Source organism: Verrucomicrobiota bacterium, from assembly GCA_037139415.1.
In the GTDB taxonomy this organism is placed as follows: domain Bacteria; phylum Verrucomicrobiota; class Verrucomicrobiia; order Limisphaerales; family Fontisphaeraceae; genus JBAXGN01.
In genome coordinates, this window is the sequence record JBAXGN010000114.1 from 1 (window position 1) to 25,850 (window position 25,850).

Annotated in this window: 25 protein-coding genes and 1 tRNA gene; 6 read left to right on the forward strand and 20 right to left on the reverse strand. The window is 56.5% G+C overall.

All coding sequences use genetic code 11. The annotated features are described in order from the left end of the window. Window positions 1-513 (forward strand): hypothetical protein (locus WCO56_18740; GenBank protein MEI7731619.1); only part of this gene is annotated, 513 nt, incomplete at its 5' end. A 21-nt stretch (window positions 514-534) separates the two neighbouring features. On the opposite strand, the gene WCO56_18745 is transcribed toward WCO56_18740, so the two are convergent. From WCO56_18745 to WCO56_18785, 9 genes are all read right to left on the reverse strand, one after another. Next, window positions 535-771: a hypothetical protein gene (locus WCO56_18745; protein ID MEI7731620.1), complete on the reverse strand. Its 237-nt coding sequence runs from the start codon at window positions 769-771 to the stop codon at window positions 535-537. Next, window positions 768-959, reverse strand: coding sequence for a type II toxin-antitoxin system HicB family antitoxin (locus tag WCO56_18750; protein MEI7731621.1), 192 nt, complete (start codon window positions 957-959; stop codon window positions 768-770). Before WCO56_18750 ends, WCO56_18745 begins: the two co-directional genes overlap by 4 nt. A gap of 71 nt (window positions 960-1,030) precedes the next feature. After that, window positions 1,031-4,921 (reverse strand): FtsK/SpoIIIE domain-containing protein, encoded by a 3,891-nt coding sequence (locus tag WCO56_18755; protein MEI7731622.1) that lies wholly within the window; start codon window positions 4,919-4,921, stop codon window positions 1,031-1,033. Beyond that, on the reverse strand, window positions 4,914-5,120 hold the full coding sequence (locus tag WCO56_18760) for a hypothetical protein (GenBank protein ID MEI7731623.1): 207 nt from the start codon (window positions 5,118-5,120) through the stop codon (window positions 4,914-4,916). Before WCO56_18760 ends, WCO56_18755 begins: the two co-directional genes overlap by 8 nt. Before the next feature lie 2 nt (window positions 5,121-5,122). Next, complete coding sequence (locus tag WCO56_18765) at window positions 5,123-5,698, reverse strand: hypothetical protein (protein MEI7731624.1); 576 nt, start codon at window positions 5,696-5,698, stop codon at window positions 5,123-5,125. A 14-nt stretch (window positions 5,699-5,712) separates the two neighbouring features. Continuing rightward, the gene (locus tag WCO56_18770; protein ID MEI7731625.1) at window positions 5,713-5,985 is read right to left on the reverse strand and encodes a WXG100 family type VII secretion target; all 273 of its coding nucleotides are present in this window, start codon (window positions 5,983-5,985) and stop codon (window positions 5,713-5,715) included. Between the two features lie 238 nt (window positions 5,986-6,223). Next, a complete protein-coding gene (locus tag WCO56_18775; protein MEI7731626.1) occupies window positions 6,224-8,773 on the reverse strand; it encodes a lamin tail domain-containing protein in 2,550 nt (849 codons plus the stop codon). 140 nt (window positions 8,774-8,913) lie between these two features. Continuing rightward, on the reverse strand, window positions 8,914-9,579 hold the full coding sequence (gene deoC, locus WCO56_18780; GenBank protein ID MEI7731627.1) for a deoxyribose-phosphate aldolase: 666 nt from the start codon (window positions 9,577-9,579) through the stop codon (window positions 8,914-8,916). A gap of 55 nt (window positions 9,580-9,634) precedes the next feature. Beyond that, window positions 9,635-10,501, reverse strand: a complete 867-nt coding sequence (locus WCO56_18785) for a transglutaminase-like domain-containing protein (GenBank protein ID MEI7731628.1) — start codon at window positions 10,499-10,501, stop codon at window positions 9,635-9,637. A gap of 134 nt (window positions 10,502-10,635) precedes the next feature. On the opposite strand from WCO56_18785, the gene WCO56_18790 reads away from it, so the two are divergent. Then, the gene (locus WCO56_18790) at window positions 10,636-11,997 is read left to right on the forward strand and encodes a PQQ-binding-like beta-propeller repeat protein (GenBank protein ID MEI7731629.1); all 1,362 of its coding nucleotides are present in this window, start codon (window positions 10,636-10,638) and stop codon (window positions 11,995-11,997) included. Between the two features lie 25 nt (window positions 11,998-12,022). Here WCO56_18790 and WCO56_18795 read toward each other — a convergent pair whose 3' ends face one another. Continuing rightward, window positions 12,023-12,610, reverse strand: coding sequence for a DUF1080 domain-containing protein (locus WCO56_18795; protein ID MEI7731630.1), 588 nt, complete (start codon window positions 12,608-12,610; stop codon window positions 12,023-12,025). Window positions 12,611-12,713: 103 nt separating this feature from the next. Then, a tRNA-Ser gene (locus tag WCO56_18800) sits at window positions 12,714-12,806 on the reverse strand. Window positions 12,807-13,066: 260 nt separating this feature from the next. On the opposite strand from WCO56_18800, the gene WCO56_18805 reads away from it, so the two are divergent. Both WCO56_18805 and WCO56_18810 read left to right on the forward strand, forming a co-directional pair. Continuing rightward, window positions 13,067-13,402: an MTH1187 family thiamine-binding protein gene (locus WCO56_18805; protein MEI7731631.1), complete on the forward strand. Its 336-nt coding sequence runs from the start codon at window positions 13,067-13,069 to the stop codon at window positions 13,400-13,402. 34 nt (window positions 13,403-13,436) lie between these two features. Beyond that, window positions 13,437-14,180 (forward strand): hypothetical protein, encoded by a 744-nt coding sequence (locus tag WCO56_18810; protein ID MEI7731632.1) that lies wholly within the window; start codon window positions 13,437-13,439, stop codon window positions 14,178-14,180. A gap of 24 nt (window positions 14,181-14,204) precedes the next feature. Here WCO56_18810 and mqnC read toward each other — a convergent pair whose 3' ends face one another. From mqnC to WCO56_18825, 3 genes are read right to left on the reverse strand one after another with little or no spacing between them, the layout of a single operon-like run. Next, window positions 14,205-15,296, reverse strand: coding sequence for a cyclic dehypoxanthinyl futalosine synthase (mqnC, locus tag WCO56_18815; protein MEI7731633.1), 1,092 nt, complete (start codon window positions 15,294-15,296; stop codon window positions 14,205-14,207). 56 nt (window positions 15,297-15,352) lie between these two features. Then, window positions 15,353-16,204 (reverse strand): carboxylating nicotinate-nucleotide diphosphorylase, encoded by an 852-nt coding sequence (nadC, locus tag WCO56_18820; protein MEI7731634.1) that lies wholly within the window; start codon window positions 16,202-16,204, stop codon window positions 15,353-15,355. A gap of 2 nt (window positions 16,205-16,206) precedes the next feature. Beyond that, complete coding sequence (locus WCO56_18825) at window positions 16,207-16,491, reverse strand: 2Fe-2S iron-sulfur cluster-binding protein (GenBank protein MEI7731635.1); 285 nt, start codon at window positions 16,489-16,491, stop codon at window positions 16,207-16,209. Between the two features lie 177 nt (window positions 16,492-16,668). On the opposite strand from WCO56_18825, the gene WCO56_18830 reads away from it, so the two are divergent. Beyond that, a complete protein-coding gene (locus WCO56_18830; GenBank protein ID MEI7731636.1) occupies window positions 16,669-17,283 on the forward strand; it encodes a Fe-Mn family superoxide dismutase in 615 nt (204 codons plus the stop codon). Between the two features lie 12 nt (window positions 17,284-17,295). Here WCO56_18830 and WCO56_18835 read toward each other — a convergent pair whose 3' ends face one another. After that, window positions 17,296-19,629 carry a VIT domain-containing protein gene (locus tag WCO56_18835; GenBank protein MEI7731637.1) on the reverse strand — a complete coding sequence of 778 codons (2,334 nt, stop codon included), beginning with the start codon at window positions 19,627-19,629 and terminating at the stop codon, window positions 17,296-17,298. A gap of 174 nt (window positions 19,630-19,803) precedes the next feature. Here WCO56_18835 and WCO56_18840 point away from each other — a divergent pair, with 174 nt between their 5' ends. Then, window positions 19,804-20,703 carry a DMT family transporter gene (locus tag WCO56_18840; protein MEI7731638.1) on the forward strand — a complete coding sequence of 300 codons (900 nt, stop codon included), beginning with the start codon at window positions 19,804-19,806 and terminating at the stop codon, window positions 20,701-20,703. Between the two features lie 22 nt (window positions 20,704-20,725). Here the strand turns inward: WCO56_18840 and WCO56_18845 are convergent, their stop codons facing one another. The 5 genes from WCO56_18845 to WCO56_18865 form a co-directional block, all read right to left on the reverse strand. Continuing rightward, a complete protein-coding gene (locus tag WCO56_18845) occupies window positions 20,726-22,960 on the reverse strand; it encodes an ATP-binding protein (GenBank protein ID MEI7731639.1) in 2,235 nt (744 codons plus the stop codon). Window positions 22,961-23,152: 192 nt separating this feature from the next. After that, window positions 23,153-23,878 carry a hypothetical protein gene (locus tag WCO56_18850; protein MEI7731640.1) on the reverse strand — a complete coding sequence of 242 codons (726 nt, stop codon included), beginning with the start codon at window positions 23,876-23,878 and terminating at the stop codon, window positions 23,153-23,155. 84 nt (window positions 23,879-23,962) lie between these two features. Continuing rightward, the gene (locus WCO56_18855; protein MEI7731641.1) at window positions 23,963-24,220 is read right to left on the reverse strand and encodes a hypothetical protein; all 258 of its coding nucleotides are present in this window, start codon (window positions 24,218-24,220) and stop codon (window positions 23,963-23,965) included. Window positions 24,221-24,724: 504 nt separating this feature from the next. Continuing rightward, entirely contained in the window at window positions 24,725-25,120 is a 396-nt protein-coding gene (locus WCO56_18860; protein ID MEI7731642.1) for a hypothetical protein, read from the reverse strand. 58 nt (window positions 25,121-25,178) lie between these two features. Further along, complete coding sequence (locus WCO56_18865; protein MEI7731643.1) at window positions 25,179-25,646, reverse strand: hypothetical protein; 468 nt, start codon at window positions 25,644-25,646, stop codon at window positions 25,179-25,181. Window positions 25,647-25,850 lie beyond the last annotated feature (204 nt).

Consider the following 25,850-nt stretch of genomic DNA (forward strand, 5'->3'; position numbering starts at 1 on the left):
ATGAGAAATCATCGTTACTATCCCCGCGCCACACCCGCCCAGGTGCTTTGGCTGAAAAACTTTGCCGAGAAATTGCCCGCGTTGGCCGCCCAACTGGGCCTCACGGAAAGCCAGGTGGCCGCCGCGCTGGCCGATTGCGGCTTCATGATTTACCTCCTCAGCCCATGGATCAACGGCATCCGCACCCATGGGAAGGCGGCCACGGTCACTCTGGACTACGCCGGTTATGGCCAAGGAGCCAATCCGGTCGCCCTGCCCGTCCTCACCGTGCCGGAACTGCCCAAGGACGTCACGCCGGTGCGCCCCGGCGCGTTGAACCGGATTATCGCCCTGGTGCGCAAGCTCAAGCTGGCGAAGACCTACACGAAAACCATCGGGCTGGATTTGGGCGTGGAGACGCCGGGGAATTTTGCCGCGCATCCGACCCCCACCCTGAAGCTGACGCTGGTGGATGGAGCCAAAAACCAAATCCCCGCCTCGCGTTCCTCAAATTTGGCCATTACGGGGTGCTGATCGAACGGTGTTTTCCCCGGCTCAGCCCACGTTAATGGTGACGGGCTTGCTCCATTGGCCGACTTGCTGGTCTTTGGCCATGTACACGGCACGGTAGGTCCACTTGGCGGGGGCGCTGGGGAACGGCGTGGTGTCCAGGAAACCGGCGGTGTTGTCCATCGTCAGCAGGAGTTCGCCTTTGCCGTCGCCACGGTCCACGCGGATTTCGCATTGGTCCAGGTACGCGGCGAAGTCGCCAAAGTGCCAGTCAATTTTCACGCCAGTTCCAGTTCTGCATGGCGCCGCACACAGGGAATTACGCCGCTGGTCAGGTCCTGATATAGGTCGGTCAGGTTTTCCTTTAATTCGGCAAGGGTATTGCCTTGGGTCAGATAATCCGGGTATTCATCCAGATGCCCCAGCCAAATCTCGCCATCCTGCCAGTATGTAAAGCCGGGTTTATTCATGTGGGTTAATCCTTGGTCGTGGAATTCAACCTTTCAGGCTGCGGTTGCGCGCTTCATGGAGCAGCGGTGCCCTATCCCGCCAGGTGGTTGCCCGCTTGTTCGATCCATTCGCGGGTGGGGAGGGCGTAGGGGCGGAACAGTTCCAGGTAGCCTTCCTGTTCGTTGTAGAAGAGGGCGCGATGCAGGCCCAGGGTGCTGGCCTTCGGGTTGTCAATCAGGCTGGCGGAATCGTTCGCGCTCATCTGGAAGAGCACGCGCATTTCAAATTCGCCCATGGCCTTGCGGCCCAGGAAACGGTTGGCGTTGTTGTAGGTGTCGCAGGTGGCGATGACGTGCAAGCCCAGGCTGGCGCCCTCGTTGAGCAGCGCGGTGAGTTGCGCGGCCGGGTTCGCGGAGCCGTCGCCGCCCGAGGAAAAGCTGTATTCATCTTCCTGGCGGAGTTTCTTGAAGTTCTGCAATCCGTGGATGATGAGGAAGGTCGGGATGCCCGGTGCGGATTGGGTTTCGTCGGCCCGGCTCTTCAGGTCGTTGGTCAGCCCTTCCATCACGGCGGGCAGGTCGTTGTTCTTCGCCACGGTGACGCCGTGCGGGATCGCCCGGATGATGCGGTCCAGATGCTCGCGTTGCGGGGTCTCGGGCTGGGTGCTATCCACCAGGATCAGTTTCACGCCGCCGACGGGATATTGCGCGGCGAGCGCCACCAGGGCCAGCGACACAATCGCCAGCACGGCTTCGTCCCGTTGGCCCACCATGATGAGATGGTTGCCGCTTTGCCGTTGGAACACGACTTCGGTGGGGCCTTTGATGCTGTTCGGAGCGCCCAGCCAGATGCGCGGGGCGCTGGGGGCGGTGCGTTTGCCGCTTGCGAGCAGGGTGCGCAGCAATTGGTTCTCGCGAATGTCCGAGGGGGCGTTGCCTTCAAACACCAGCGGGCCGGGGTAGGGCAGGCCTTTCTGATCCGCGAGCCGCCGCGCGGTTTCCAGGTAACCCTGGCGCACTTCATCCGGCAGCCAGACGGTTTGGAACGGGCTGTTGCCTTCGACGGTGCCGGCGGTGTCGTTGTAGATGCCTTCGCCGGGGCGCGAGAGCAGGCGCGGGGCGGGATTCGTGTCATCCATGATCAGGTAGGCGTCGGCCTCGTTGCATTGGAGCGCAATGCGTATGACCATTTGCCCCATCGTGGTCCGGGCCAGGGTGTACGCGCCGCCCAGGGTTTGGGAACCGAGAATCACGTGAATGCCAAACGCGCGGCCCTGCCGCACAATGCGGTCCATGAGCACGGCGGCATCCTGGGAGACGCGGTCGTCTTCCACGAAAAATTCCTGAAATTCGTCAATGAGCAATAGCGAACGCGGAATAGGTTCGGTGCCGCCCATGCGTTTGTACCCGGCGATGTCCTGCACGCCGAGTTTGCGGAACATGTCGCCGCGGCGTTTCAATTCGTCATCCACGCGTTGGAGCACGCTCAGCCCGAATTCGCGATCGCTCTCGATGGCCACGACGCGGGCATGGGGCAGCCGCGCGGTGGCGTAGCATTTGAACTCGACGCCCTTCTTGAAGTCCACGAGGTAGAACTCGACCTGCTCGGGGCTGCACCACATCGCCAGGTTGGTGATCATCACGTGGAACAGCGTGGATTTGCCGGAACCGGTCTTGCCCGCGATGAGCGCGTGCTGGCGCGTGCCCTTGCCGATGGCGAGATATTGCAGCTTGGTGGCCCCCGTGCGCCCGATGGGCACGCGGAGTTCCGAGGTGGTATCGCCGGACCACACCTCCGCCTCGGTGGGCGGCGCCACATGCGCGAACGGCACCTCGACGCGGTTGCTGCCTTTGCTGGCCTTGCCGGCGCGGTGCATGAACTCGGTGGCAAAATCCGGGTCGGGCGGCGCGTCCAGAACCAGCCGCGCGCCCTGAATAAACTGGCCGGACAACATGAGATCCTGGCCGGTGGAGGTGATGGCAATACTGTTTCTCCGCAACTCCTTGGGCACAAGGTCCTGGGGGAGCAGGTGGCGATGATCCCAATGCACCAGGGTGAACACGCCGCAGCGGGCACCGCTGGCGGCAATGTGCAGGAGGCGGCGGATGGCAGTCTCGCTGAAGTTCATGGGGAAATCGGCGATGACCAGGAAATGATACTTCTCCGCGATGTTGCCCGCCTGCTCGTTGTACTCGACGATGGTGGGGTACTCGCTGCGCAGATACATCTGAATCACCTTCTCCATGTGCTCGTTCAGGAAGGCGAGTTGCTCCTCGATCTGGCTGGCCTGGGTCCAGATGCGGCTGTTAATCAGGTGCTCCTCGTAATCGGCCAGGTGCATGACGCCGGCAAAATTCTGCCCCAGCTTCACCGGATCAATGATGGTGAAGCTCAACCGTCCGGGCGGGGTGGTAGCCAGCAGCCGCAGGATAATGTTATTCAGCGCCCCGGAGACCTCCTCGCTGCCGCCGTCCGTCGTTTCCAGCAGCAAGGAACCGTGGAGCGGGTATTCCAAGAGGAGCGGCAGCGAGAACTTGTCGGGCCCGGGCAGCGCCAACCGCTGGTCCTTGGGGAGAGTGCCAGCCAGCTTCTCCACCTCCACCTCCAGCCGGGCAAAGCGCAGGTTGTTTTTAAAGTCCTGCGGCGGCGCCCAGTTTTCCCATAATGCCGGTAGCCACTCGGGAAACTCGGCGGCAGCGGCTTCCTGAACGGCTCGGGCGGCAGCAAAGATGGGTTGCAAGGCGGCGCGCCATTCCGTTACCACCTTGTCCCACTGCGCCTGCAAATCCGCCCCGGCCTTGGCCAGCTTCGCTTGGTGGCTTTCGGTCAATTGTTGTTTGCGCGCTTCCGCTTGCTGCCGCAAACGGTCCAGGCTGGCTTCCAGTTCCTGCTCGACCACCAGTAACTTTTGCTGGTACTGATGTTCATTGGTTTGAGCCAAGCGAAACGCCTTATCCTCAAGGTGGCGCGGGGTGGCGTGCCGCATGGCGGCGGCCTCTTCCAGGGCGGCATTCCATTCGTTATTGATTTGCTCGGTGCGCTCCTTGCAAACCCGCTCAATGCGGGCCAGTTCCCGTTGGTACCGGGCGGCGGATTTTTCCAGGCAGATATTGTGCAACCGGCGCGCCTGTTCCAGCGCCCCGGCAATGGTAATCGCCAACGGACGTCCCTGCCGCAGACCATACATGAAAGCCGTGACCAAACCCGCCACCAGCACCAGCGCCGATAAGCCGGCGTCCTGGAAAGAAACCGTTTGGATTCCAAAATGCCGCAACGCCGGCACCAAGGCGGCATGGCTGACCAGCGTCAGCATGATCAGCAGCCAGAGCGGCAGGTAACGGAAAAGGAGCGGAAAAAGAAATTTCTGGAACCGCTGCAACTCCTCATTGGTTTTGGCAAACAGTTCATACAGCGCCATGAGCAATTGGTGCTCGGTAAGCGACATATCCGGCTCGGGAATAGTGGCCGGTTTGGTGAGCAAATCACTGAACTTGCCATAGCCGCGAAACGCCTGACTGGCAATTTCCTCAATGGACACATAGGCCGCCCGGGTTTCGCCCAGTTGCCGCTGGAACTCCGCCAGATTGGTCTCATTGCGGGCCAAATCCGACTCCCGGATGCGGCTGGTTTCAATCAGATTGCGCTGGGCTTCGTACTTACGTCCACCTTCCGTGCGGTCAATTTCTTCCAACGCCCGCTTGAGGCTCGATTTGCGGGCTTTGCCCAGCCAGGATTCCCGCCGCGCGTACTTGGCCTTGAGAACGTCTGTCTTGGCGCGAGCATCGGCCTCAACGTCGCTGACTCGGACGGCCAATGCAACGTCTTCCTGCGCCAGTGCCTCCTGATGCAACTTGACTTGCGCGTTCGTCCGCCCCCGGAAATCCAGGTTTAACTTCTCTTCGCGAGCGGCAAAGTCCCGCACCACCGTCTTCAAACGGTCCAGAAGTTCGAGGCTGGCTTGTACGTCCAGGTATTTACTCACAATCTCTCCTGATTTTAAGCACGAGCTTATCCAGTTCCTCGATCACCGTAATGGCCTTGTCCACGCCGGAAACCAGCTCTTCCATGTATTCATGCTCGAACTCGGTGCTCTTGGCGTCCTGCCAGGTTTCGCGAGTCTGTTGCCACTTCATCACCAATTCCTTGGTGATGGCGGATAGCTTGGATTTGTTACCCGCCATGCTCATACAGCGGCTCCTGGTTCACCGGTGGCGGGTGGGGTGGGCGATTCCGTTTCCGCCGCCGGTTTGGTTTCGGTGGGAGTGGCGGGAGCATCCATGGCGGGCGGCGCCATATCGGTATAATCGCTCAACGTCTTAATGACCTGGGCCAGGTGCGTGACGGCTTTGGCCATGTCAATGGCCAGGAAGTGTCGCAATTGTTCGAGTTGCTTGGCCAGCGGTTCCACCCGGCTGCCAAAATCACGATCCCACCGCTTCACCTGCTTCAACTTTTCCTCCGCTTGAACCAGCGCGCGCTTGGCATGATGCACCGCCATCTGTTCTGCGGCGGTCACCGAGCGCAATTTGGCGATGCTGGCGCTGAACAAGGCCTGCTGCGCCTCCTCCAGTTCGATATTCTTCCGGCGCACCACATGCTCCCAGTGCAGCCGCTGCTCGCCTTGCAGCCAAACCCGGGTGCGCAAGACATCATCGGCAACCTCATCCAGCGCGGGACGCGCCTTGGTCAAAAAGACAATCAGGCTGGACCTGAAGTCCTCAATGGCTTCGATGGAAGTGACGCGGGCGCGATCAGACATGGGGATGAATTGGGTTAACGCTGGCCAAGGTATTCCTCGATACGCTGCGCTTTGCGCAGGAGGTACGGGGTATGCTGGCCGGAAATCTCGACGAATTTCCGCAGCGCCTTCATGGTCTGCTTGAATTCCTCGGCGAATTTCGTGTGCTCCTGATCCTGCCAGGTATCGCCCAGCGCCGAAAAACGGGCGTGCAGCGATGCCATACGGTTTTGAAGATCGGTATTAAACCGCTGCAGCTCCTCGGCGAAGCGCCGCACCTCTTCCGGATCCATGATTGCCTGGCCCATCGTATTGCCTTTCGTTAAAGTTGCTGGTTTTCCAGCCGGTCATCCGCGCTATCCTTGCCGGGATAGTGCCATGACTGGCCAATTCCGTTCGCATAAAACGGCTCTCAATGCGCTGGGCCAAAGCATGTCCCCATACCGCGCAAAGTCAAACCGAAAACCATGCGTCGCAAGGCAGAATGCCGCTTTCCGAGGTTCCCCGCTGAAGCAAGCGCACCACCAGCACTTTGGATTATCAGGTTTACGGAAGCAGTTGGATGCAGAAAAATCTACTCTGATTCGTCATGCGCATCGAAATGTTGGTCTGGACGGGTGCGTTGGTGATGATCGAGTTGGTAAACCAGAGCATGAGATTGTACGATTCGAGAATGACATAGCTGCGTCCGCTGACCATGCCCACAGTGGCGCTCAAGACCCCATTGGTGGGCGGGTTGGGCGGGTATAATTTGGGTACACCCGCCGCCAGCAACGTGGCCACGGAATTGGTGGTGACACCCAGAATATTGCTCATCACCACGCTGTAATTGCCGTTATGCGTCAACTGGGCGTTGGTGATCGTCATGGAACTGTTGGTGCGCCCGGTCAGCAGCGTGCCGTTGAAAAGCCATTGATAGGTGATGGGCCCGGTACCGTCGGCGGTCGCCGTCAAGGTAACATTGCTGCTCAGCGCGGCATGGGTGGTGACTGGCGGCACCACAATTCGGGGCAGGCAGTCTGGCGGGCCAACCCGTGGTTCCGCAGTGAACCAATTGGTGGAGTCGTTCGAGTAACCGGTCAGACTAAGGCGATGGAGTGAATATCCACCGCCATCCGCACGATTGGTAGGCCAAGGCAGGGAATCCAGATACTTTATCTTTTCAACCATCACGAATGGTGAATATCCCGCATCCGGATGGGGATACGTTTGAGTTGGGTCGGGTTTGTATAATTCGATGGTGGCCATACTGTTAGCCAGCTTGCCTTTGTACTGGCCATAGATGGGGATGTTGGTTGAAAGGTTGTACTTGGTACGGAATGCCGCCAGTTGGGTGGTATTGGTCACCGGGTCAAAGTTGACCACGATGACACTGCTGGTCGCCATAACCACTGCTCCACAAGGAAAAGCATAGGTGACGGCATTGCTAATCAGCCAACTATTGGTGACAGTAAAGGTGGTCCCATTGTTATTGGTTTGGAAGGAATCCACTTCGTACAAAGGCACATTCGTCATGGTGATATTTCGCAGGACAAGGTACTCATCCAGGTCGTTATCCACATAGTTGGTTCCCGACAGAATGTTGGGCGGATGATACATGATTTCGCTGATTACCAACGGGCCAATCTTGGGATAGGCATTCGCCACGCCCAAGCCTTGCACAAAGAGATTCGAGTAATACGGAGTGGCGGGATCGGCAACAGTGATAGTGGAGCCCAGGCAAAGTTTACTCATCGGCATGAAGTCCTTCGCACCGCTGCTTTTTATGTGACGCCCAAACGAAACTCCATTTTCGGAGGAACCGAAATTTTCGTGCAAGATCAACCCGGTCAGGTTGCTTTTGCTATCGGCGGAGAACAGATATACATCATCGCCATGCGCGGCGTTGAAACGGAAACTGGGGGTATTACCGGTGTGATCGGGGTCAAACTGCCATTCATAAAAGACCACATAACCACCTGCGGCGACTACGGTATTGGCAGGGATCCGGAATTTCTTGGGGGTATCTTTCCGGTTGCTCAACCACCAGCCACTGATATTGGTCGCCACGGTGGTGACATTATAAAACTTAACTGCGTCCTGAATGGGAGGGTCGGTATGCGCTAGAAGTTCACTGACAACCAGATTGGTGAAATCCTCAAAATTGCTGGCTCCCGGGGTGGCATTGGTTTTGGTAGCGGTGACGAAAAAGAGGATGTTCGTACCGCCATCGGGCAGGCGACCTTGAGAAACCTCGTTGGTTTGTGGTCCAAAAGTGACGCTGTCAATAAGGGTGGCACGATTTGTGTCGAAAAGCCGGATTGTCGCTCCACTTAAGACCAATTTGAAATCGCATTCATTGGCATCCAGGGTGGTTTTGTAGCCGGTACAATTGAATTGGATATACCCATTTCCATCAATGAATGAACGTGCCGGGATAGCTCGGTTGGTCAAACCGGCAGTTACGGTGAGCACCAGACCATCCAAAGCCACTGGGGCATTGCTGAGGTTGTAAAGTTCCAGCCAGTCATCGCCACCATTGTTAGTGGTTTTAGCCATCCACTCGTTGATCCGCAGGTTTGAAACCGGCGCCAGAGCGGAGACACGATTAAGCGTGCCCGGAGTGGCTGGTCCCACCGTCCAATTATTGCCCCCGTCCGGATAACGTCCAAGGGGGACATCGGGGATTTGGATGCCAAACGTGAGGGAGTCGCGCAATAGGGCGCTGTTGGTGGGGCCCTGGTAGAGATAGATGAGGTCACCTTTGGTTCCCTTCAGCCCAAAGGAACCATGATAGGGAATGTTGGTGTTACCATCCAGCCACACCACGATAAACGATTTACCACCGAGCACAAACCCACTTGGAAGGAAGTAGGTGTTGGTGGCATTATTGTTGGGCGGCACAATGCTGCTGATAAACCAGCCACCAATATTGATCGGACTGGTGGATTTATTGTAAATTTCGACGTAATCGGAATAACTGTTGCCGTTAGCCATCACTTCGTTGAGCACAATGTTAGTCTCAACTTGCGCCTGGGCAATACCGCCCACCATCAGGCATTGAAGAACTGCCATCCACCACCAAGCATGGTTGATTCGCTGGACCACGAAACGCATAATGTTTATACAAACAACTTCACAGATACACAGACATCGCGTGATCTGGCTGTTGTTTCAACGCAACCTACCACAACCTTGGTCGTTATTAAAGCAGAAAAGAAGGCAAAGAAACGGGCCCGTCCCCAGTGGCTACAGTCCTATAATGCCGCCAGGGATTCCGGAAGTTGGCAGACACCCACCCGATGCACTCCGGCTTCCACCCATTCCCGCACCCGATCCAGCGTTACCGTTTGCGCCATTGCTTTAGTGGCAACGTGGTCGCCCACCGCCGCGATGAGGTGTTTGAAGTCGTCCAGGCTTGGTTCGCCCGGCTCGAACCCGGTGCCCGGGCTGATTCCCAAAGCCCCCGCCTCCATCACCAGCTTGACGGCCCGGCTGATTTCCTCCGGCGTCATCCGGCAGATCTCCAATAAAAATTTCACCGGCCGTTCATCCGCCGCCTCCACCACATCGCGCAATTCGCGGAACAGTTGACGATCCGCCCCATCCTTGAGCAGGCCCAGGTTGAAGACCACGTCCAATTCCTGCGCGCCATCATCCACCGCGACTTCCACTTCATAACGTTTGGCGTCGGTGGCCCCGGTGCCAAAGGGGTAGCCAATCAGGGCGGAGACTTTGACGGGCGAATTTTCCAGCCGGGTCCGGGCCAGTTCCACGCGGGAACTGCACACCACCACGGCGGCGGCGGATAACCGCTTGGCCTGCTGGCACAACTGCGCCACGTCCGCACCCGTGGCGTCGCCGCGCACCAGGGTTAATTCCAGGTAACGCGCCAACTCTTGATCGTTCAGGATCGAACTCATACGGGGCGGATAATACTGAATTCCGGTGGCGGGGAAATGAAAAAATGTCCGGGGTCTATCGGCCCAAGGCGACCGCGTAACGTTGGAACCGCGCGCTGTCCTCGGGTTGCGCCAAATGCTGATAAATCAGGTGCAGATTGCTGCAAATCCGGGCGAGCACTTTCCGGGCGGAAACCGGCTGAATGGACTCATCCACCAAACTACGACTGGTAGCATGCAGGAACCGCACGCAATCCGCCTTGGTGGCCAACCGCCCGCGGTTGAACGCATCAATGTAAATCTCGTCCGTGGCCGTTTGATAGCGGCAGATAAAGTGGCCGGGGAGACCAATGCCCACCACGGGCAACTTCAACCGCTGGCACACGAAGAGCAACACCAGGCACAGGCTGATCGGATTGCCAGTGTGCCGGTCCAGCACCTTGTTCAGGTAACTGTTGTTGGGATCGTAATAATTCTCTTCGTTGCCGGTAAACCCCTGCTCCTGAAAAAGATAAAAGGCAATGGCCCCCAAACGTGCGTGCGCCCCGTTCAGACCGATCAAGCGCAACCGCAACTCGGCGGCATAGCCGTCCAGTATCGCCACGTAGCCTTCGGGGTTGATCTCGGGAAAACGGGTGCGCGCCAGCAGCCAGACGGCATCTTCCAGATCAAGGTCCTCCCCCTGCCGCAGGCAAAAAGTGAGAAACTCATTATCCATATCCTGGCATTGCAGGTGATGGAGCATGGCTTTCACCCGTTTGCGAAACAACGGATCACCGCTGAGCAGATGTGGTTTCAACCAGTCCATTACCTCCGGGCCATAGGCGAGCAGCTTATTGCGGATGGTCTCAAAGACGACCGGGTCCTCATCCGCCAATAACCGAATCAGCGCTTGGCGCTGATTCTCCGTTAACCTGGCTGGCGGTGGTGTAGTGACACTCATAGTGCGGCCTGACATTTTTACCTCTAACAGAAATCCTTCCGTTTTTCAAGTTCAGAATTCAATAAACTCAATTCAATTCCTTTAGAAACGGTTTGTCTCGACGCCCGGTTTGGCGTATGATCCCCCGGATGAATATGAAATCCGGTTTTCGCTTTCTTCCGGCGTTGGTGGCTGGCGGTTTGTACCTGTCGGCACCGACCATGATGCCGGCGGAGTGGCCGCGTTTTCTTGGCCCGGCAGCCAATAATATCTCCGGCGAGACGGGGTTGCGTGAAGGCTGGCCGGAGGCCGGACCAAAAATTGTATGGTCGCGCGAGGTGGGCAATGGGTATAGCGCGCCCTCGGTGCGCGGCCAGACACTCGTGCTGCATCACCGCGTGCAACAGGAGGAACTGGTGGAGGCAATGGAGGCCGCGACGGGAAAAATGCTCTGGCGCCACACCAACGTCAGCCGGTATGCCGATCCCTACGGGTATAACAATGGTCCGCGTTGCACTCCGCTATTGACCACCAACCGCTGCTTCACTTTCGGTGCGGAGGGCCGGTTACAGTGCCTTGATCTGGCCGATGGCCGGAGCCTATGGGAACGAGAGACCGGACGGGATTGGACCGTGCCGCCGCCGTTTTTCGGCGTGGGCAGCACCCCGTTTTTGGAAGGCGACCGGCTTTTTGTCATGGTCGGTGGCATGCCCAATGCGGGAGTGGTCGCGCTGGATGCCGCCACCGGGCGCACGCTTTGGGAAAGCGTGGGAGAAAAAACCTGGCAGGGAAAACCGAAAACCGGCTGGCGCGATGAACCGCTGGTGAACTGGGCTGCCGAAGACAAGCAGGCCAGTTACAGTTCCCCCGTGATGGCCACGATTCACGGTCAGCGCCATCTGCTTTGCCTGATGCGACAGGGGTTGGTCTCGCTGAACCCAGACAGCGGCGCGGTGCATTTCGCGTTTTGGTTTCGCACCCCGGTCACGGAATCCGTCAACGCGGTAACCCCGGTGGTTCAAGGCGATTTAATATTTATCACGTCAGCGTACTACCGGCTTGGCTCGGCGCTCTTGCGGGTGAAACCGGATGGGCAGTCAGTAGAAACCGTTTGGCGCGGCCTGGCCCTGGAAGCGCACTGGAATACGCCGGTGCTACACGAGGGATACTTGTATGCGTTCAGCGGGCGCAATGAACCCGACGCCCGGTTTCGCTGCGTGGAACTCAAGACTGGCAAGGTCATGTGGGATCGGGATGAGCGCTGGGCCAAATCCCTTGGCAAACAGCCACCGATGTTCGGACGCGGATCGGCCATTCTGGCGGATGGCAAATTGATTGTCCTTGGTGAAGGCGGGCTGCTGGGATTGTTCAAAGTGAGTTCGCAAGCGGCCGAACCAATCGCACGCTGGCAGGTGCCGGAATTACACTATCCCATCTGGGCCGGCCCCGTCCTGGCCAATAAAAAACTATACCTGCGCGGTGAAGACCGCCTGCTATGCGTGGACATGGCCAAATAAAATCCCAGCGTTCCGCAATCTGAAATTATTCCAGTTCCTGGATTCGAATATTGCGGAAATCGAATTTATAATTCTCGACCTGGATGCCTAAGAACCCTTTTTCGTTCTCGATCAGGTCGGTGGTCCAGTTATCCTCACCGTTGATGATCAATTTGGCCTTCTTCCCCTTCACCTCAATACGCATTTTATGCCATTTATTAATAGGCAACTTGGGGATTTCGGCGGGCACCAGGGTTTTGTTATCCCGCACCAACCCGCCCAGCATATTGTAGCGCATGTTCACCTGGTAGCCGCCTTTGGGCCACGGCTTGCCTTCCAGACCGGACCGCAGGTAAATGCCACTATCATAGTTCTCATCGTAAGCGCGCCATTCCAGTTCCAAGATAAAGTCCTTGTATTCCTTCTCGAACCGCAGCCAGCCCATGCCCTTGGCAATTTGCAGATTCCCCTCCACCACCGCAGCGGCAACACCATTCATCCCGGTCCACCCAGTGAGGTCCTTGCCATTAAACAATTCCACCCATTTGCCATCGGCAGCCGTCAGGGAACCGAGGGTTAATCCAAGTGCCAGCGCCAGCGCGCCCGCAGTCTTCATCGTCATGTATTTTTGCATGGCGTAATTCTGTCCATCAAGCGGCTGATTTTGTCAAGCTTGCGACGCGCCAACAAGTCCTTACCCAGGGCTGCATCAAGCGCGTTGGTGCATTACGAACAAGTGGCGGAGAGGGAGGGATTCGAACCCTCGGTACGGCTTTTGACCGTACAACGGTTTAGCAAACCGCCGCCTTCGGCCACTCGGCCACCTCTCCCACCGTAAATTCTCAACCATTGACGTACACTCAACTTGCCTAACTTGGCCGGGTGAGCTGTGTGCTACACCCATGGGCCTAGCAGCGTCTAATGGCTCACTACTTATAGACGCGTCCGGCGGCGCGGTCAAGTACGTTTCATGGTTGTTTCATGATTATTATTTTACCAATGGCTGAGACCGGGCTGGGGGCGGGCAGCCAACGTAAAACGGCACGGCAAGGAAGTTGCCTTTTATGGATAAGCACGGCATCTTTCAGCCATGAACGTGATTGTGGATTTATGCATCGTCCCGGTGGGAGTCGGGGTTTCGTTATCGCCGTATGTGGCGGTTTGTGAAAAAATCCTGACGGATGCCGGTTTGAAGACGGTGTTACATGCCAATGGAACGAATATTGAAGGAGAATGGGACGCCGTGTTGGCGGCGGTGAAACGCTGCCATGAAGAGCTGCATCAACAGGGGGCGCCAAGAATCTTCACGGTGATGAAATTGGGGACGCGGATTGATCGCAAGCAGACCATGGACGACAAAGTGCGAAGTGTGAAAAGTAAATTGAGCAAATCGCCAAAGGCGCCTGCGCACGCGAAGCATGGATGACCTGCGGCCAAAGGCCGGAAGAATCCGAGTTGAAGTGCCGGACGTACCCCGGCACGAGATTGAACGAGCGGTGATGCGCCTGAATCAATGGTTCGCTGAAAATAAACATCGCATTCCACCCCGCTTTGATTGGAGCTGTTTCAACCAACAACGGTTTCTTCCCCGGTTCCAGGCCGTCCAAACCGCCGCGCTCAAGGACTGGAAAGCCAGGGATCTTGACCGCCTGTTCCGAATCAACTGGGAACCGATCCGACAGGCTGACCACGAAACATGGATCCCCGTGGAACTATTGGTGGCGGACAAGTCATTAAATGGAAAATTTCTGCACGTCGGAAAACTATTAAGTGCCGTCCTGGGTGACATTGTGGCCGGCCCCTGGTTGGGACGTTTAAACCCCAGGTTATGGTGGTTCTGGTTGAACTATCCATGGTTGATCCGGGAAATTGAAACGTTTGTGAGTGGAATCCGCCTGCGCGTGGATGCCACCACCCCGGTTCCACGAGACCAGCGCCGGGTATTTGAAGATTTCACGGTACCGTTGGAAAATGGCCAGCAAACCGCGATCGGCAAAGGCTGCATGTTTAATCTGGAATATGCGCGCCCCCACGGAGCGGTGGCGCACTGGCGTTTCAGCATCACCCAAAACGGCGACTTGATTATCGGGCCATACCCGCTAAAAGCCAAGCCGATCTATCATGAAGAAGCGCTTCTGGCGGTGATCAAGAAGATAGACGATGAGAAGATTACCCTGAGCATCTTGACCTCCGAAGGCGCCTGACATCTCCAGCATAACTGATAGACTTCAGGTCAGCAGCCGGTACCAGTTATCCCGCTGCCGCGGCTCATAACCCAACTCGGTGATCAAACGTCGCATATCGGCCACCGTCATACGAAAGCTGGCACCTGCCTGGCTGACCACATTTTCCTCAATCATTGTGCTGCCCAGATCATTGGCTCCATACTTCAGCGCCACCTGGCCAATGTCCGGCCCCTGCGTCACCCAGGAACTCTGCACGTTGTCAAAGTTATCCAGATAAATACGGCTCAGAGCCAGGGTGCGCAAATAATCGTGCGCCCCCACCATCGGCGCTTTGAGTTTGGTGTTCTCCGATTGAAACGTCCAGCCAATGAAAGCAGTAAAGCCTTTGGTTTTGTCTTGCTGCCCGCGGAGCCGATCCAGATGTTCAATGCGCTCCGCCACCGTTTCCACATGCCCGAACATCATCGTGGCGGAACTGTTCAAGCCCAACCGGTGCGCTTGATCCATCACGGACAACCATTGATCGGTCATGGCTTTCAAAGGCGAGACGAGCTGCCGCACCCGATCCACCAGTATCTCCGCCCCGCCACCGGGGATGGACCCCAAACCCGCCGCTTTGAACTGCTGCAATATTTCCTCAACCGGGCGGTTAAAAACTTGTTGAAAATGGATAAATTCACTAGGGCTGAAGCCGTGAATATTTACCTGGGGAAACTTGCTCTTCATGTGCGAGAGCAAATCCAGGTACCATTGCAGCGACAACGAGGGATGATGGCCGCCTTGCAGCAGGATTTGCGTGCCGCCCAACGCCACCGTTTCCTCGATCTTGGCATCCATCTCTGCGTGGGTGATCACATACGCGTCCCGCGCTTTTTCAGTGCGATAAAAAGCGCAAAACTTGCAATAGACGTTGCAGACATTGGTGTAATTGATGTTCCGATCCACGATGTACGTGATGATCTCATTGCCACGCCCTTGATACGCGTTGGCCTTGGCCAATTGCCGGCGGCGCTCCGCCAGCCGGCCAATCGCCTCCAACGGCAGCCCAAAAAGCGTGAGGGCCTCGGCGCTGGTTATGCGCTGGCCGTCCCACACTCGCTGCATCAGATCATCCAATAAGCCGCTATCCATCATGTCGCGCCTAACATAATCCATTCGGAGAAACCAACAAGGGCGAAAGGCATTGGGGTTTAACAAAAATCGAGCGCAATATCCACGGCTGGAGCGGAGTGGGTCAAGGCACCCACGGAAATGTAATCCACACCAGTACGGGCAATGGCCCTGACGGTTTTCAAATTCACGCCGCCACTGGCCTCGGTTTTGGCGCGACCACCGACCAATCCCACCGCACGCCGCAGCATGGCTGGCGGCATATTATCCAGCAGGATAATGTCCGCCCCAGCCTCCACAGCCTGTTGCACCTGCGCCAACGTGTCCGCTTCCACTTCCACTTTCAACTTTGGATACCGCGCGCGGGCGCGCGCCACCGCCGCTGCCACCGCGTTGGGCGCGGCATCGCGCAAGGCGGCCAAATGGTTATCCTTGATGAGCACCAGATCATACAACCCGATGCGGTGATTCACTCCCCCCCCACACGTTACTGCGTATTTCTGCAAGTGTCGCAAGCCAGGAATGGTTTTGCGGGTATCCAATATTTTTGCGCCAGTGCCGTTTACCGCCGACACGTAGCGCGCAGTAACGGTGGCCACGCCGCTCAATCGCTGTACCAGATTCAGCGCCACCCGCTCAGCGGTCAATAGAGCGCGGGCAGGACCGGCCACTTCCAGCAACCGTTCCCCTGCCCTCACGGATTTGCCTTCAGCAACCAGAATTTTCACCATGGCCTTCGCAGACACCTTCCGGAAAGCCATCGCCGCAACCGGCAGACCAGCCACCACCAGCGGTTCCCGGGCCACCACAAACGCCCGGGCACGCGCTGAAGTTGGGATGGTCGCCAACGTGGTTACATCCCCGCTGCCAACATCTTCCTGGCAGGCAATCGCGACAATCCGCTTCGCCTCCTCGATTGCGTTCGGATTCATCGTCAATGTTGCTTAAGTACCACTTCTCCCTGCCGAATCTTGACACAACACGTCAGGCGGCACTGTTCCGGATCGCGATTCCATTGATCCAGCACCTCCAATTCCTCAGGTGTCGGCGGCTCCAGATTAGCCATGCCACGAACGATCTCCACCGCGCAGGTTCCGCAGGCACAATTAAAGCAGCCAGCCTCCATTTCCACGCCGGCCTTTTCACCGGCTTTCAGCAATAAGGTGCCCGGCTCCACCTCAGCGGAGACATTCGCGGGTAACACAGTCACTTTTGGCATAAATATAATAAAGTACGGCCATACAAGTAGCCTGAATCGGGGTATCCGTCAATTGCCCAACCAGTATGCTCAACCAGCAACGACCACTTGCGGATATTGCCAAACGCACTATATTGTTGCGTTCAGTTGATTGTAATAAGCCGTTTTAAAAAGCATTAACTAAAAACCAAGATAACTATGGCATATCAATACGCAAACAAACAGGAAGCCTTGCTGGCCAAGGTGAAGGGTAAAACCGGTAAAATCTCCGATAAAACCCATGAGGAGCATCTGAAGCTCTACACCGGATACGTCAATAAAACCAATGCCATTCTGAAAGAGCTGGAGGAGTTGGCCACCAAGCTGGACCCCGCCAACCCGGCGCACGCCAACCAGATTTATAGCGAAATCCGCTCGCGCAAGGTGGATTTCACCTTTGCACTGGGCGGCATCATCAACCATGAGATCTATTTTTTAAACCTGGGCGGCAAAGGCGGCGCGCCCACCGGCAAAGTGGCCGAGTTGATTAACAAAAGTTTCGGTAGCTTTGACGCCTTCAAGAAGGATTTGAAAGCCACCGCCATCGCCGCCCGTGGTTGGGTGTGGACGGGGTATGACGCGAACACCGGCCTGCTGTTTAATTACATTGGCGACGCGCAAAACACCTTCCCGGTCTGGGGAGTGAAACCCATCCTCGCGCTGGATGTCTATGAGCACGCGTATTACGCCGACTTCTACACCGCCCGAGGCGCGTATATCGATGAATTCATGAATTGCGTTGATTGGGACGTCGTCAACGCGAATCTGGGTTGATTCTGGTGTTTTTTATTCCTCCACCTCGTACACCTTGCCTGCCAGCACGAAGTGTACGCGGGAACCGAGCGCCAGCCAGTCTTTGACCTGGGGATGTTGGCGCAGCAGCGTGAAGTACTCGGGGGAACCAAAGGTGAGCTTCACCCGCGCGGCATGTTGTAGCTTCTGGATTTCGGCATCCATCCAGATCTCGCCGTTCTGGTAGAAGGTGTGCCCTTGGAGGTAGCGGGCCTGTTGCGCATAATCGCGGGCCGCGGTCTCGTAGGTGACTGTTTCTGTGACCATCGCACCCTGCCCGCCCCCCGAAGGGCGGGGCGCGGAGGCCATTGGCGCGGCGCGCATGACTTCCGCCCCGCCACCGCGGATGCCATCGGCAGCGGACAACGCGGATTTCAACATATTATAGGAGCGCGCACCCGCGACGGCCCGGTCCCCTTCCCGCTCGCGACGGAAGGAATCATAGACCCGCCCGCCTTCAGCCAGCGCCTGCTGGTTTTGCTCAATTGCCGGCAGTGAACGCGCACTTTGAGCCACGTCACGTCGTTGTTCGTCTTCCACGATGAGGTACGCGGTGTACGGGGTGACAATGCCGTATTTGCGCGCGAGTTCGGTGATTTCCTCTTTGAGTTCCTGATTCTCGCCGTGCAGCCGGATTTCGTCGAGCAAGTAGCCCACGCGCCGCGTGGCCCAGAGGCGGGGGATAAAGTCATGTTCCGCGGTATCCGCGGCGAACTGCACGTCGAAGGTGTATTTGCGTGGCTCGCCATTGACGTCGCCCTCGATGATCGCGGCGGAGTGCCCATTACCGGTGTAGCGGCCCACAACGAGTAATTGATCGCCCTTGAACAAATCCGGCAATGGCGCAGGATACAGCTTGGTGATACGAATATCGCTGGTGACCGTCAGCTTGGTGTTGGCGAGCGCGGGTTCCTTGATGCGCGTGTAGAAGCTGGAGAGCTTGACCTCCAGGTCTTCCTCGGGCAGCACGTATTGGGAAAATGCCTTGGTGGCCTCGGTGATTTTGTCGAGCAGATGCGTATTCACGTCCGTGCCGATGCCAAAGCAGAAGATGCGCGAATTCCCGTGATTATTTTTGTCCAGGTTCTTTAAAATCAAATCCTCCTCCGTGACACCGATGGTGGGGCGGCCATCGGTCAGGAAGATGATGATATAGGGGCGATTCCCGATGGCAGGACGCGTGGCGAAGGCTTTTTGGAGCGCGTCGTCAATGGCGGTGCCACCGATTGGTTTGAGGCTGGCGATAAAGGTTTGGGCCTGCTTGCGGGCCTCCGGCCTGGCTTCCGTGAGCTGGTTGAAGAGCGGTTCAACTTCGGTGGAGAAGCGCAGGATTTCAAAGCGATCCTGATCCTGTAGGTTCTCCACGCAAAACGCCAGCGCCTTTTTGGCCTGGTTCAGCTTGTTGCCCGCCATGCTGCCCGAGGTGTCCAGCACGAACACAATGTCTTTGGGGATGACCGTATTCTTTGCCGATTCAACCGCCGGCGTGGCCAGCAACAGGAAAAAGCCGTCTTCCGCACCGGTTTTATACGTCATCAGGTTTACCCCCAAGTCTCCGGCGTCCTGCGCGAAGACCAATTGGAAATCCGTATCGGGCTTCACGTTGGTCGCCTCAAACCCGACGGTCGCGCGGTTTTCGCCGTTGCGTTTGATCTCCACCTTATGGCTGGGCGAGTAAATGCTTTTCAGTGGGCGCTTGGTTTCCAGGTCCACCTTCACGCTCACCGTGTTCAGCGGGCGGGCGGAATACTTTTCGGTGCTCATCGGAAACACATACGTCACCAGCCCGGCATCCGGCTTGAGCACCTGCGTATATTTCAGTGTGATCCGTTTTTTGGAATTCGGCTCGATGGGAAAAATGCGCACCTTGAACAAATCCTGGCCGTCGTATTCCAGCAAAGCGGGGTCGCGCAACTTGCGCACGATGTCCTCATAAATCTTGCGCGCCTTGTCTGTCGACATCAGCTCCGCCTCGGTCTGCTTGCCGTTAACCACCATCGTGAACTTGTCCAGATGAGCGCCCTTGGGCACGGGAAACAGAAACGTGCCTTCCAACTGCCGGGCGTTGGGATTATAAAACTCCTGCTCGATCAACGTGACCGCCACTTGATCTTTCACTTTGACCGTGGCCTGCACGAAGGCAATCTCCAGTGGTGCCCAGACCGGACGGGGTGGCGGCATGGGCCGCGGCGGCATAATCGGCGGACGGGGCCAAATCGGCGGCTCAACAATCCAGAAATCCGGCTCGTGAATAAGGATCACCCCGGCACCAACGCCTTGAAATAACGTCGCCAAAAACACCGTCAACACAAGAAGCACGCGTTTCATATAAAGGATTAGACCATTTCCCGGAAAAAATGCTCCTTAAAAAATGACGGGAGGCAAACGCGGCAGTCGTTCGAATCTGAAAGTCAGGCGTCAGGTTTCTGCTTTTCCCATTGCACCCAAGCCGCTTATTGAGCTTTGATTGCGGGCGTGTCGCGCGGGATAAAAAACAGCACTGTGATCTTCAGCCTGTTGGCCACCATCATTCTTTGGGGTGGGAACAATACGGGCATTAAATATATTGTGGGGTATTGGCCTCCGATCTGGACCGGGTGCTCGCGTTTCCTTCTGGCAGGGCTGATCTTGATGGGTTTGCTACACGGCACGAACTGGTTTGGCCCGGTCCGCAGTCTGACGCCAGCGGTCACCAAAGCCTTATGGTGGCGTACCAGCTTCAGCCTCGCGGCCTATATTGTGGTCTTCAATTGGGCGCTCACCTTCACCTCGGCCTCGCATGTGGCGCTGTACCTCGGTGCCTCCCCAGTCTGGGCGCTATTGATGGAGTCGCCGCCCAATCGCACTTGGCAATCGCTGCAACGCTACCTGGCGGCAGGGTTGGCCATGATCGGGGTGATCGTGTTGTTTCTGCCGACGCTCAAGTTGAACCAAGTGCATTGGGTGGGGGAATTACTCGGGATGGCGTGTGGTTTCCTCTGGGCCTTTCACGGCCGGCAATGCCACCAGATCGGCGGCGACTTGACGGGGGTGGAAATTACGGCCCACACGATGTGGCGCGCAGGGTTATGGCTGACGCCACTGGCATTAATCGAAGTGATCATCCGGGGCGGCATTCCGTGGCATCCCGGCGTGGTGGCGGTGCAAGGTTATTGCATTCTCTTCGGCGGCGTGGCGGCGTTTGTGCTGTGGAATAACTCGTTGCGAGTCTGGAGTGCCAGCAAATGCTTTCTCTTCAACAACCTCATTCCGCTCAGCACGATGGCTTGGGCGCACGCCTGTTTAAAGGAACCCGTCACGCCCACCTACTTCATCGCCATGACGTTCATCATCGCCGGCGTCGTGTTATCACAAAGCAGTTGGATCAAGCTCTTGGGCACCCGCTGGATGCCGGAAGAATAGCTTCAAGTGCGCTGCGGCGAGATTAGCTCGTTTTTGCCGTCACGTCAGCCAGCACAGTTTCCACGGCTTCCTTGACGTTGGCCAGCTTGAACGGTTTGCCCACGCTCAGGTTGCCGATGCTATCGAGAAAAGCCCGGGTTTCTTCATTCACCATGTCGCCCGTCAGAAAGACTATCCGCTCCGCCAAATCTGGCTTGGCGCTTTTCACCCGCTCATAGAACGCCTTGCCATCCATGCCGGGCATGCGCATATCGGAAAGAATCAGGTCATATTCATTCTGCGCGATGAATTCCAAGGCTTGGCCGCCCGCGTGGCATACGGTGGTTTTATAACCCAGCAGTTGCAGCATCTCCGCCAGCAGTTCGGCGATCATCTTTTCATCGTCCAGCACCAATATCCAAGCCAACGGTTTGCTGGAGATAACCTGCGGCTGCACCACACTTTCTTTGATTTCCTTCGGCTTGGCCGCTTCCACCGGCACTGGTTGCACGACGGGCAGTTCCAAGACAAAACACGCCCCGCCATCGGCCGGTCGCTGGTGGTAGATACGGCCCTTATGGTCAGTCAGGATGGTGTGGGCAATGGACAAGCCCAAACCGGTGCCCGTCCCCACGGATTTGGTGGTGTAGAATGGTTCAAAAATCTTATGCTCACTCTGCGGTGGCACGCCGGGCCCCGTATCCCGCACCGAAATCAGCAGCATCCCGTTTTGTGCCCGCGTGCGGAGGTGCAATTTCCCGGGTTGCTCCTTTTCGGTCATCGCCTGCAACGCGTTGTTGATCAGAATTACCAGCACCTGCTGGATTTGGTCCGGATCCGCCACGGTTTCCGGCAACGGCTCTTGCAAATCCATAACCGTCTCGACCGCCGCAATCTGGATGGCAATTTTTCGCAGGTCAATCACCTTGTTAATCAGCTCGTTAATGCACACCGGCTCCCGCTGGGGGGGACGCTCCCGCGCCAGTGCCAGAAAGTTTTTTACCAGCCGGGCCGCCCGCTGGCTTTCCTGAGCGACTTTTTCCAGGTCGGTTCGCGTGCCGGCTGGCAGGTTGTGATGCGACAACACCAGCTCGATGTATCCCTGGATGACCGCCAGCGGATTATTCAACTCATGCGCGATGCCGGAGATCATCTGGCCGATGGCGGAAAGCTTTTCCGCCTGGCGTAATTGGTTCTCCAGTTGCTCTTTTTCGGTCAGCGGGCGCACAAAAAATTGGAAGGCCGGCTTGCCATCCAAATCCACCTTGGCCCCATTGGCCTCCACTGGGGTGCTGGTGCCATCTTTGCGCACCAAAACCAACGGACGCTGCCTCACAATGTGCTGATGCCACTCTTCTCCCGAACCGGGCGCGCGTTTGGCATCCGTGGGCTGAAAAAAATCAGTCAGCCGGATTTGCGAGGCGGCGGCCTGCGCCACCCCCAGCAGGCGTGCGGCGGCCACGTTTAACCCCAGAATGTGCAGGGTATCAGCAGTGGTGATAATGATGGCCTCGCTGGCTTGCTCGAACAAACTGCGGTACTTCTCCTCGGTCAAATGCATCTGGTGCCGGAGCTTGGTCGTGGCATCGGATTGGTTGGAAAGATTTCTAAAGGCCAGATGATGCAGATGGCGCGCCTCTTCCAGCACCAGGACGATCATGCTTACGGCAATATAAAGCTGCAGCACGGTGGAAACAAAGAAGCCAGCCCCGGAAAGGTCCGGAATCAATTGCAGGAAGGGATAACCGATGTGGAAAAAGCCCCAGAGCACGAATCCGGTAGCAAGCAACCCGGCCCCGATGAATTGACGGTTGCGGCGATAGAGCCAAAAACACCAGGCGGTGCGAAAACTGGCCAAACCGATCAAGCCAAAAATGGGCAAGCGCGCCTGGATCGGGTCTTCCAAGTTATATGCGCCATAATAGCTCCAGGTGTATAGGAACCCCATGAACAGCCATAAGACGGATTCCCGAACCTTTTGCCCCAGAAACCTGGCGCTTCCCCAAAACAAGAAGATCGCCACCGTGCTGATACACGCCAGCTTTAGCATCAAGACCAAACCCGTCTCCCGGGCTCCAGGCAAACTGAGGTTTAGCGTCAACCACAAGGCATAGAACAACCAGCCGGAGGCCCAGATGGTGAAGTACTTGCGCTTCGTGTAGTGGTTGAGGTAGAAGAACAGGCCCACCAAGACCCACACACTTAATAGCGAAACTGCAATCGCTGCTTTTAAGTAGTGGCTTGGGAACGACAAATCAAAGCCAATATCTTCCGACATACTTAGTTACAAACTGCCATTATTCGGTTGTTTCCACAAATATACTTTACGGGAAGGGCCAACGCCACAACTATTTCGATGTCCGTAGTTAGCTGAAATTCCGAGCCGACCCCAGCCCGCATGAACACGCGGCAGAGTAAGCGGCGGGCCACCTCAGCACCTCTGGCACCCCAAAGCGCGAGTTCTTCCCCTTCATTGATACTTCTTCACAGTTTCAATGACCGGTGGGGCATCCGGACCGGCATCTCCCGACGGCTTGCGGACCAGTTCCTGCAACAGTTTCTCTACCGCCCTCACTTGAGGAATCCCGATAAAGCCAACCCGATTCAGCGTACGGACCCCGTTATCGGTTTGAATGACCGTGGGGTTGTCCGCAAATAAAATGTCTCCGGAGCCATCCTCGCGCTGGATGCGTTCGATATTCGTCAATCGTTCAGGCCGGAAGGATTGCACGCGCAGACCCTGGTTCAGCATACGGTTGGTGCCAGGCATGGAACTTATCATGGCCAGAGCGGGTCCAAACGCGACGTAACCGCTGTCCAACAGAATGGCCCGGCGATCCGTGATCACGTAGGCCGTCTGCTTGATGGCTTTGGCCAGTTTCTTTTTGGCGCGCCAGGGAGAAGTTAAGAGGAGGACCCCAACCCCAATGAACGGCAGTCCGAATAGGCCAAACAGTAATCGCCCGGCTTGGAAATGCTGCCCGTGAGAATTTTCAAACACGCCCGAGGCCATCACCGTCCAAAAAATGGCGAACGCAGTCCAGGGAATACCAAAGATAAACACGCCCCAGATCATGCCCGTGGAACCGCTGGTGACGAGGGGTTGGCCGGTCCAGCGAATTTGTTCGCCCGGCTCCAGTTCAGCTTGAATCGTATGATTCAGCTCTTCAGGCAAGGTGGCAGATGTCATGGTCATGCGGGCAATATAACTGCTAACCCGCCCGGTGCGCAATCACAGGTTTTGGGATGATTTGAATTCGCGTAACCATGCAGTGTCTGATCATGTTTGGCCCATCACTTTCGATGCCAGCCGCGCCAGTTTCTTCCCGGAAACGCGAATTGCAAGCTCTCGGCGGAAAAAGTCCCTTGGCGGATAGTGATACCGGTGACTGGCCAACTCACGGCTCAACTCCGCAAAACTTTCGGCGGTGCCCACCACCTCAATCAAATCCAGTTCATCAGCGAAAATCTTCGGACGCACCACCCAGAGAATCCTGGCTGGGATACGGGCGTGGGTGTAAAGGCAACGCCAGAACACAGTCGTCGCATAAGATTCAGCAGTACATCCGAACCTTGCACAAACCGTATCGCGAAAACATTGACGCGCCATGACGCGGTGGCTTTAAGCGTTCCCATGGTCATTTACAAGCACATTGGAAGTTGTTTCATAAATTTAACACCAAGTTCACGCCAATTTCACCAATTCTCCTTTGGGGTGCGCACACATAAGGGAAATACTTCAAATGCGAAGTGCGGAATGACGGCGAAAACTGATTTTGCAGAAAAATTTTCCGGCATAAAAATGAAACGCCAATAAGCTTGAAATTAGGAGGCAGTTTGAATCATCCAGCGTTTGGCGCGGGTGCGGCGGGTGAGGTATGAACGGGCCAGTGCAAGCGCAGAGTGAGTCAAAAAAGAAAACTTTTGATCGCGGAAGAATTTTGCTTGTTGACAATAAACCTTTAATGAATGACCCCGTTTCCCATTTCTTGACAGGATGAACATGATTCAGAGGAAGCGCAAAATCCGGCGGTTGTCAGGATTACATGAGTTTTAGCTTTTCCTCGATGTAGGCGAGGGTTTCTGGTTTGATGCCAGCATTGGGATCGGGAAACACAGGCAAAGAAGCGTGCGGCGAACCGGGTATAGCGGCTTTGGCCAGGTACTTGGCCCAGAGTTCAAAGTATTTGAGGAGCATGGCGGGTGAGGGTGAAGGTTGGAGGATGAATTCGAGGAGGCGGAGTTTGAGTTGGTCCAGAAACAGGGCGTCGAAGTCTTTGGGTAAAGGTTTTTCGCGGAGGAGATTGAAGGCGGATTCGGCTTGTCGGCGGAGATGAGAAAGGCTGGTGGTGGTGGAAACGACAGCACGGGTGGGAGCCCGGTGGAGAACCCGAATGATGCGGCGGACGTTGCGACGGAGGGTGGAGCGGAGCAGCATTGAAGTAAAAAGTAAAAAGGCTAAAGGCAGAAGTGATCAGTCACGGGAATCGCAAATTTTAGATTTCAGATTTCAGGATGGGACTTATGGGACGAATGGGAGTGATGGGAGCGATGAGCCCAGCAAAAGGCCAAGTATTGCAAATTGAAAATTGTAAAACGCAAATTGGGGAACACACAAAATCGCCAATCGCTGATCGCCGATAGCCAAGGGAATTTGAACCGCCAAACACGCAGACCACGCGAAAGGAGAACATGGCAAAAGATGAGACAGGATTAACAGGATGGACAGGATGGAATAAAGCCGAAAGTTGGAGTGAAACCGCAGAGAACACAAAGATCACAGAATTGAAAATTGGGAATCGAGGACTTGAACCGCGAATCACGCCAAACACGCGAAAAGGGAAAAGACCGGCAAATAATTCAGCGCCGACTGACGTGCGGCGGCTACGAGGAGGGTAGAAGGCCGCGCCAGGGTTTGAAGCTGGCGCGGCCTGGGAATTGTGATGTTTTTGTGATGAATACATTTTTTGTCACAAATTGTGATGAAATTGTGATGAAGTGAATTTTTCAGGGTTTCCAGTCCTGCACTTCAGTCTGGAGTTCCTCGGCGGGGATTTCGGAGATCGGCAGGGTGAAACCGGGCAGAGCGGTTTCGCGTTGGACCTCGCGTCGAAGGGCGGCGGCGACGTTGAAGAGGCGGCCGGTGGGGAGGGTGCTGAGGTCGCGCT

Coding starts and splice junctions, on each gene's coding strand:
- WCO56_18750 (MEI7731621.1), bottom strand. CDS start 959: ATGAATAAACCCGGCTTTACATACTGGCAGGATGGCGAGATTTGGCTG.
- WCO56_18760 (MEI7731623.1), bottom strand. CDS start 5,120: ATGGCGGGTAACAAATCCAAGCTATCCGCCATCACCAAGGAATTGGTG.
- WCO56_18765 (MEI7731624.1), bottom strand. CDS start 5,698: ATGTCTGATCGCGCCCGCGTCACTTCCATCGAAGCCATTGAGGACTTC.
- WCO56_18770 (MEI7731625.1), bottom strand. CDS start 5,985: ATGGGCCAGGCAATCATGGATCCGGAAGAGGTGCGGCGCTTCGCCGAG.
- WCO56_18775 (MEI7731626.1), bottom strand. CDS start 8,773: ATGCGTTTCGTGGTCCAGCGAATCAACCATGCTTGGTGGTGGATGGCA.
- deoC (MEI7731627.1), bottom strand. CDS start 9,579: ATGAGTTCGATCCTGAACGATCAAGAGTTGGCGCGTTACCTGGAATTA.
- WCO56_18785 (MEI7731628.1), bottom strand. CDS start 10,501: ATGAGTGTCACTACACCACCGCCAGCCAGGTTAACGGAGAATCAGCGC.
- WCO56_18790 (MEI7731629.1), top strand. CDS start 10,636: ATGAAATCCGGTTTTCGCTTTCTTCCGGCGTTGGTGGCTGGCGGTTTG.
- WCO56_18795 (MEI7731630.1), bottom strand. CDS start 12,610: ATGCAAAAATACATGACGATGAAGACTGCGGGCGCGCTGGCGCTGGCA.
- WCO56_18805 (MEI7731631.1), top strand. CDS start 13,067: ATGAACGTGATTGTGGATTTATGCATCGTCCCGGTGGGAGTCGGGGTT.
- mqnC (MEI7731633.1), bottom strand. CDS start 15,296: ATGATGGATAGCGGCTTATTGGATGATCTGATGCAGCGAGTGTGGGAC.
- nadC (MEI7731634.1), bottom strand. CDS start 16,204: ATGAATCCGAACGCAATCGAGGAGGCGAAGCGGATTGTCGCGATTGCC.
- WCO56_18825 (MEI7731635.1), bottom strand. CDS start 16,491: ATGCCAAAAGTGACTGTGTTACCCGCGAATGTCTCCGCTGAGGTGGAG.
- WCO56_18830 (MEI7731636.1), top strand. CDS start 16,669: ATGGCATATCAATACGCAAACAAACAGGAAGCCTTGCTGGCCAAGGTG.
- WCO56_18835 (MEI7731637.1), bottom strand. CDS start 19,629: ATGAAACGCGTGCTTCTTGTGTTGACGGTGTTTTTGGCGACGTTATTT.
- WCO56_18845 (MEI7731639.1), bottom strand. CDS start 22,960: ATGTCGGAAGATATTGGCTTTGATTTGTCGTTCCCAAGCCACTACTTA.
- WCO56_18850 (MEI7731640.1), bottom strand. CDS start 23,878: ATGACCATGACATCTGCCACCTTGCCTGAAGAGCTGAATCATACGATT.
- WCO56_18860 (MEI7731642.1), bottom strand. CDS start 25,120: ATGCTGCTCCGCTCCACCCTCCGTCGCAACGTCCGCCGCATCATTCGG.
- WCO56_18865 (MEI7731643.1), bottom strand. CDS start 25,646: ATGTATTCATCACAAAAACATCACAATTCCCAGGCCGCGCCAGCTTCA.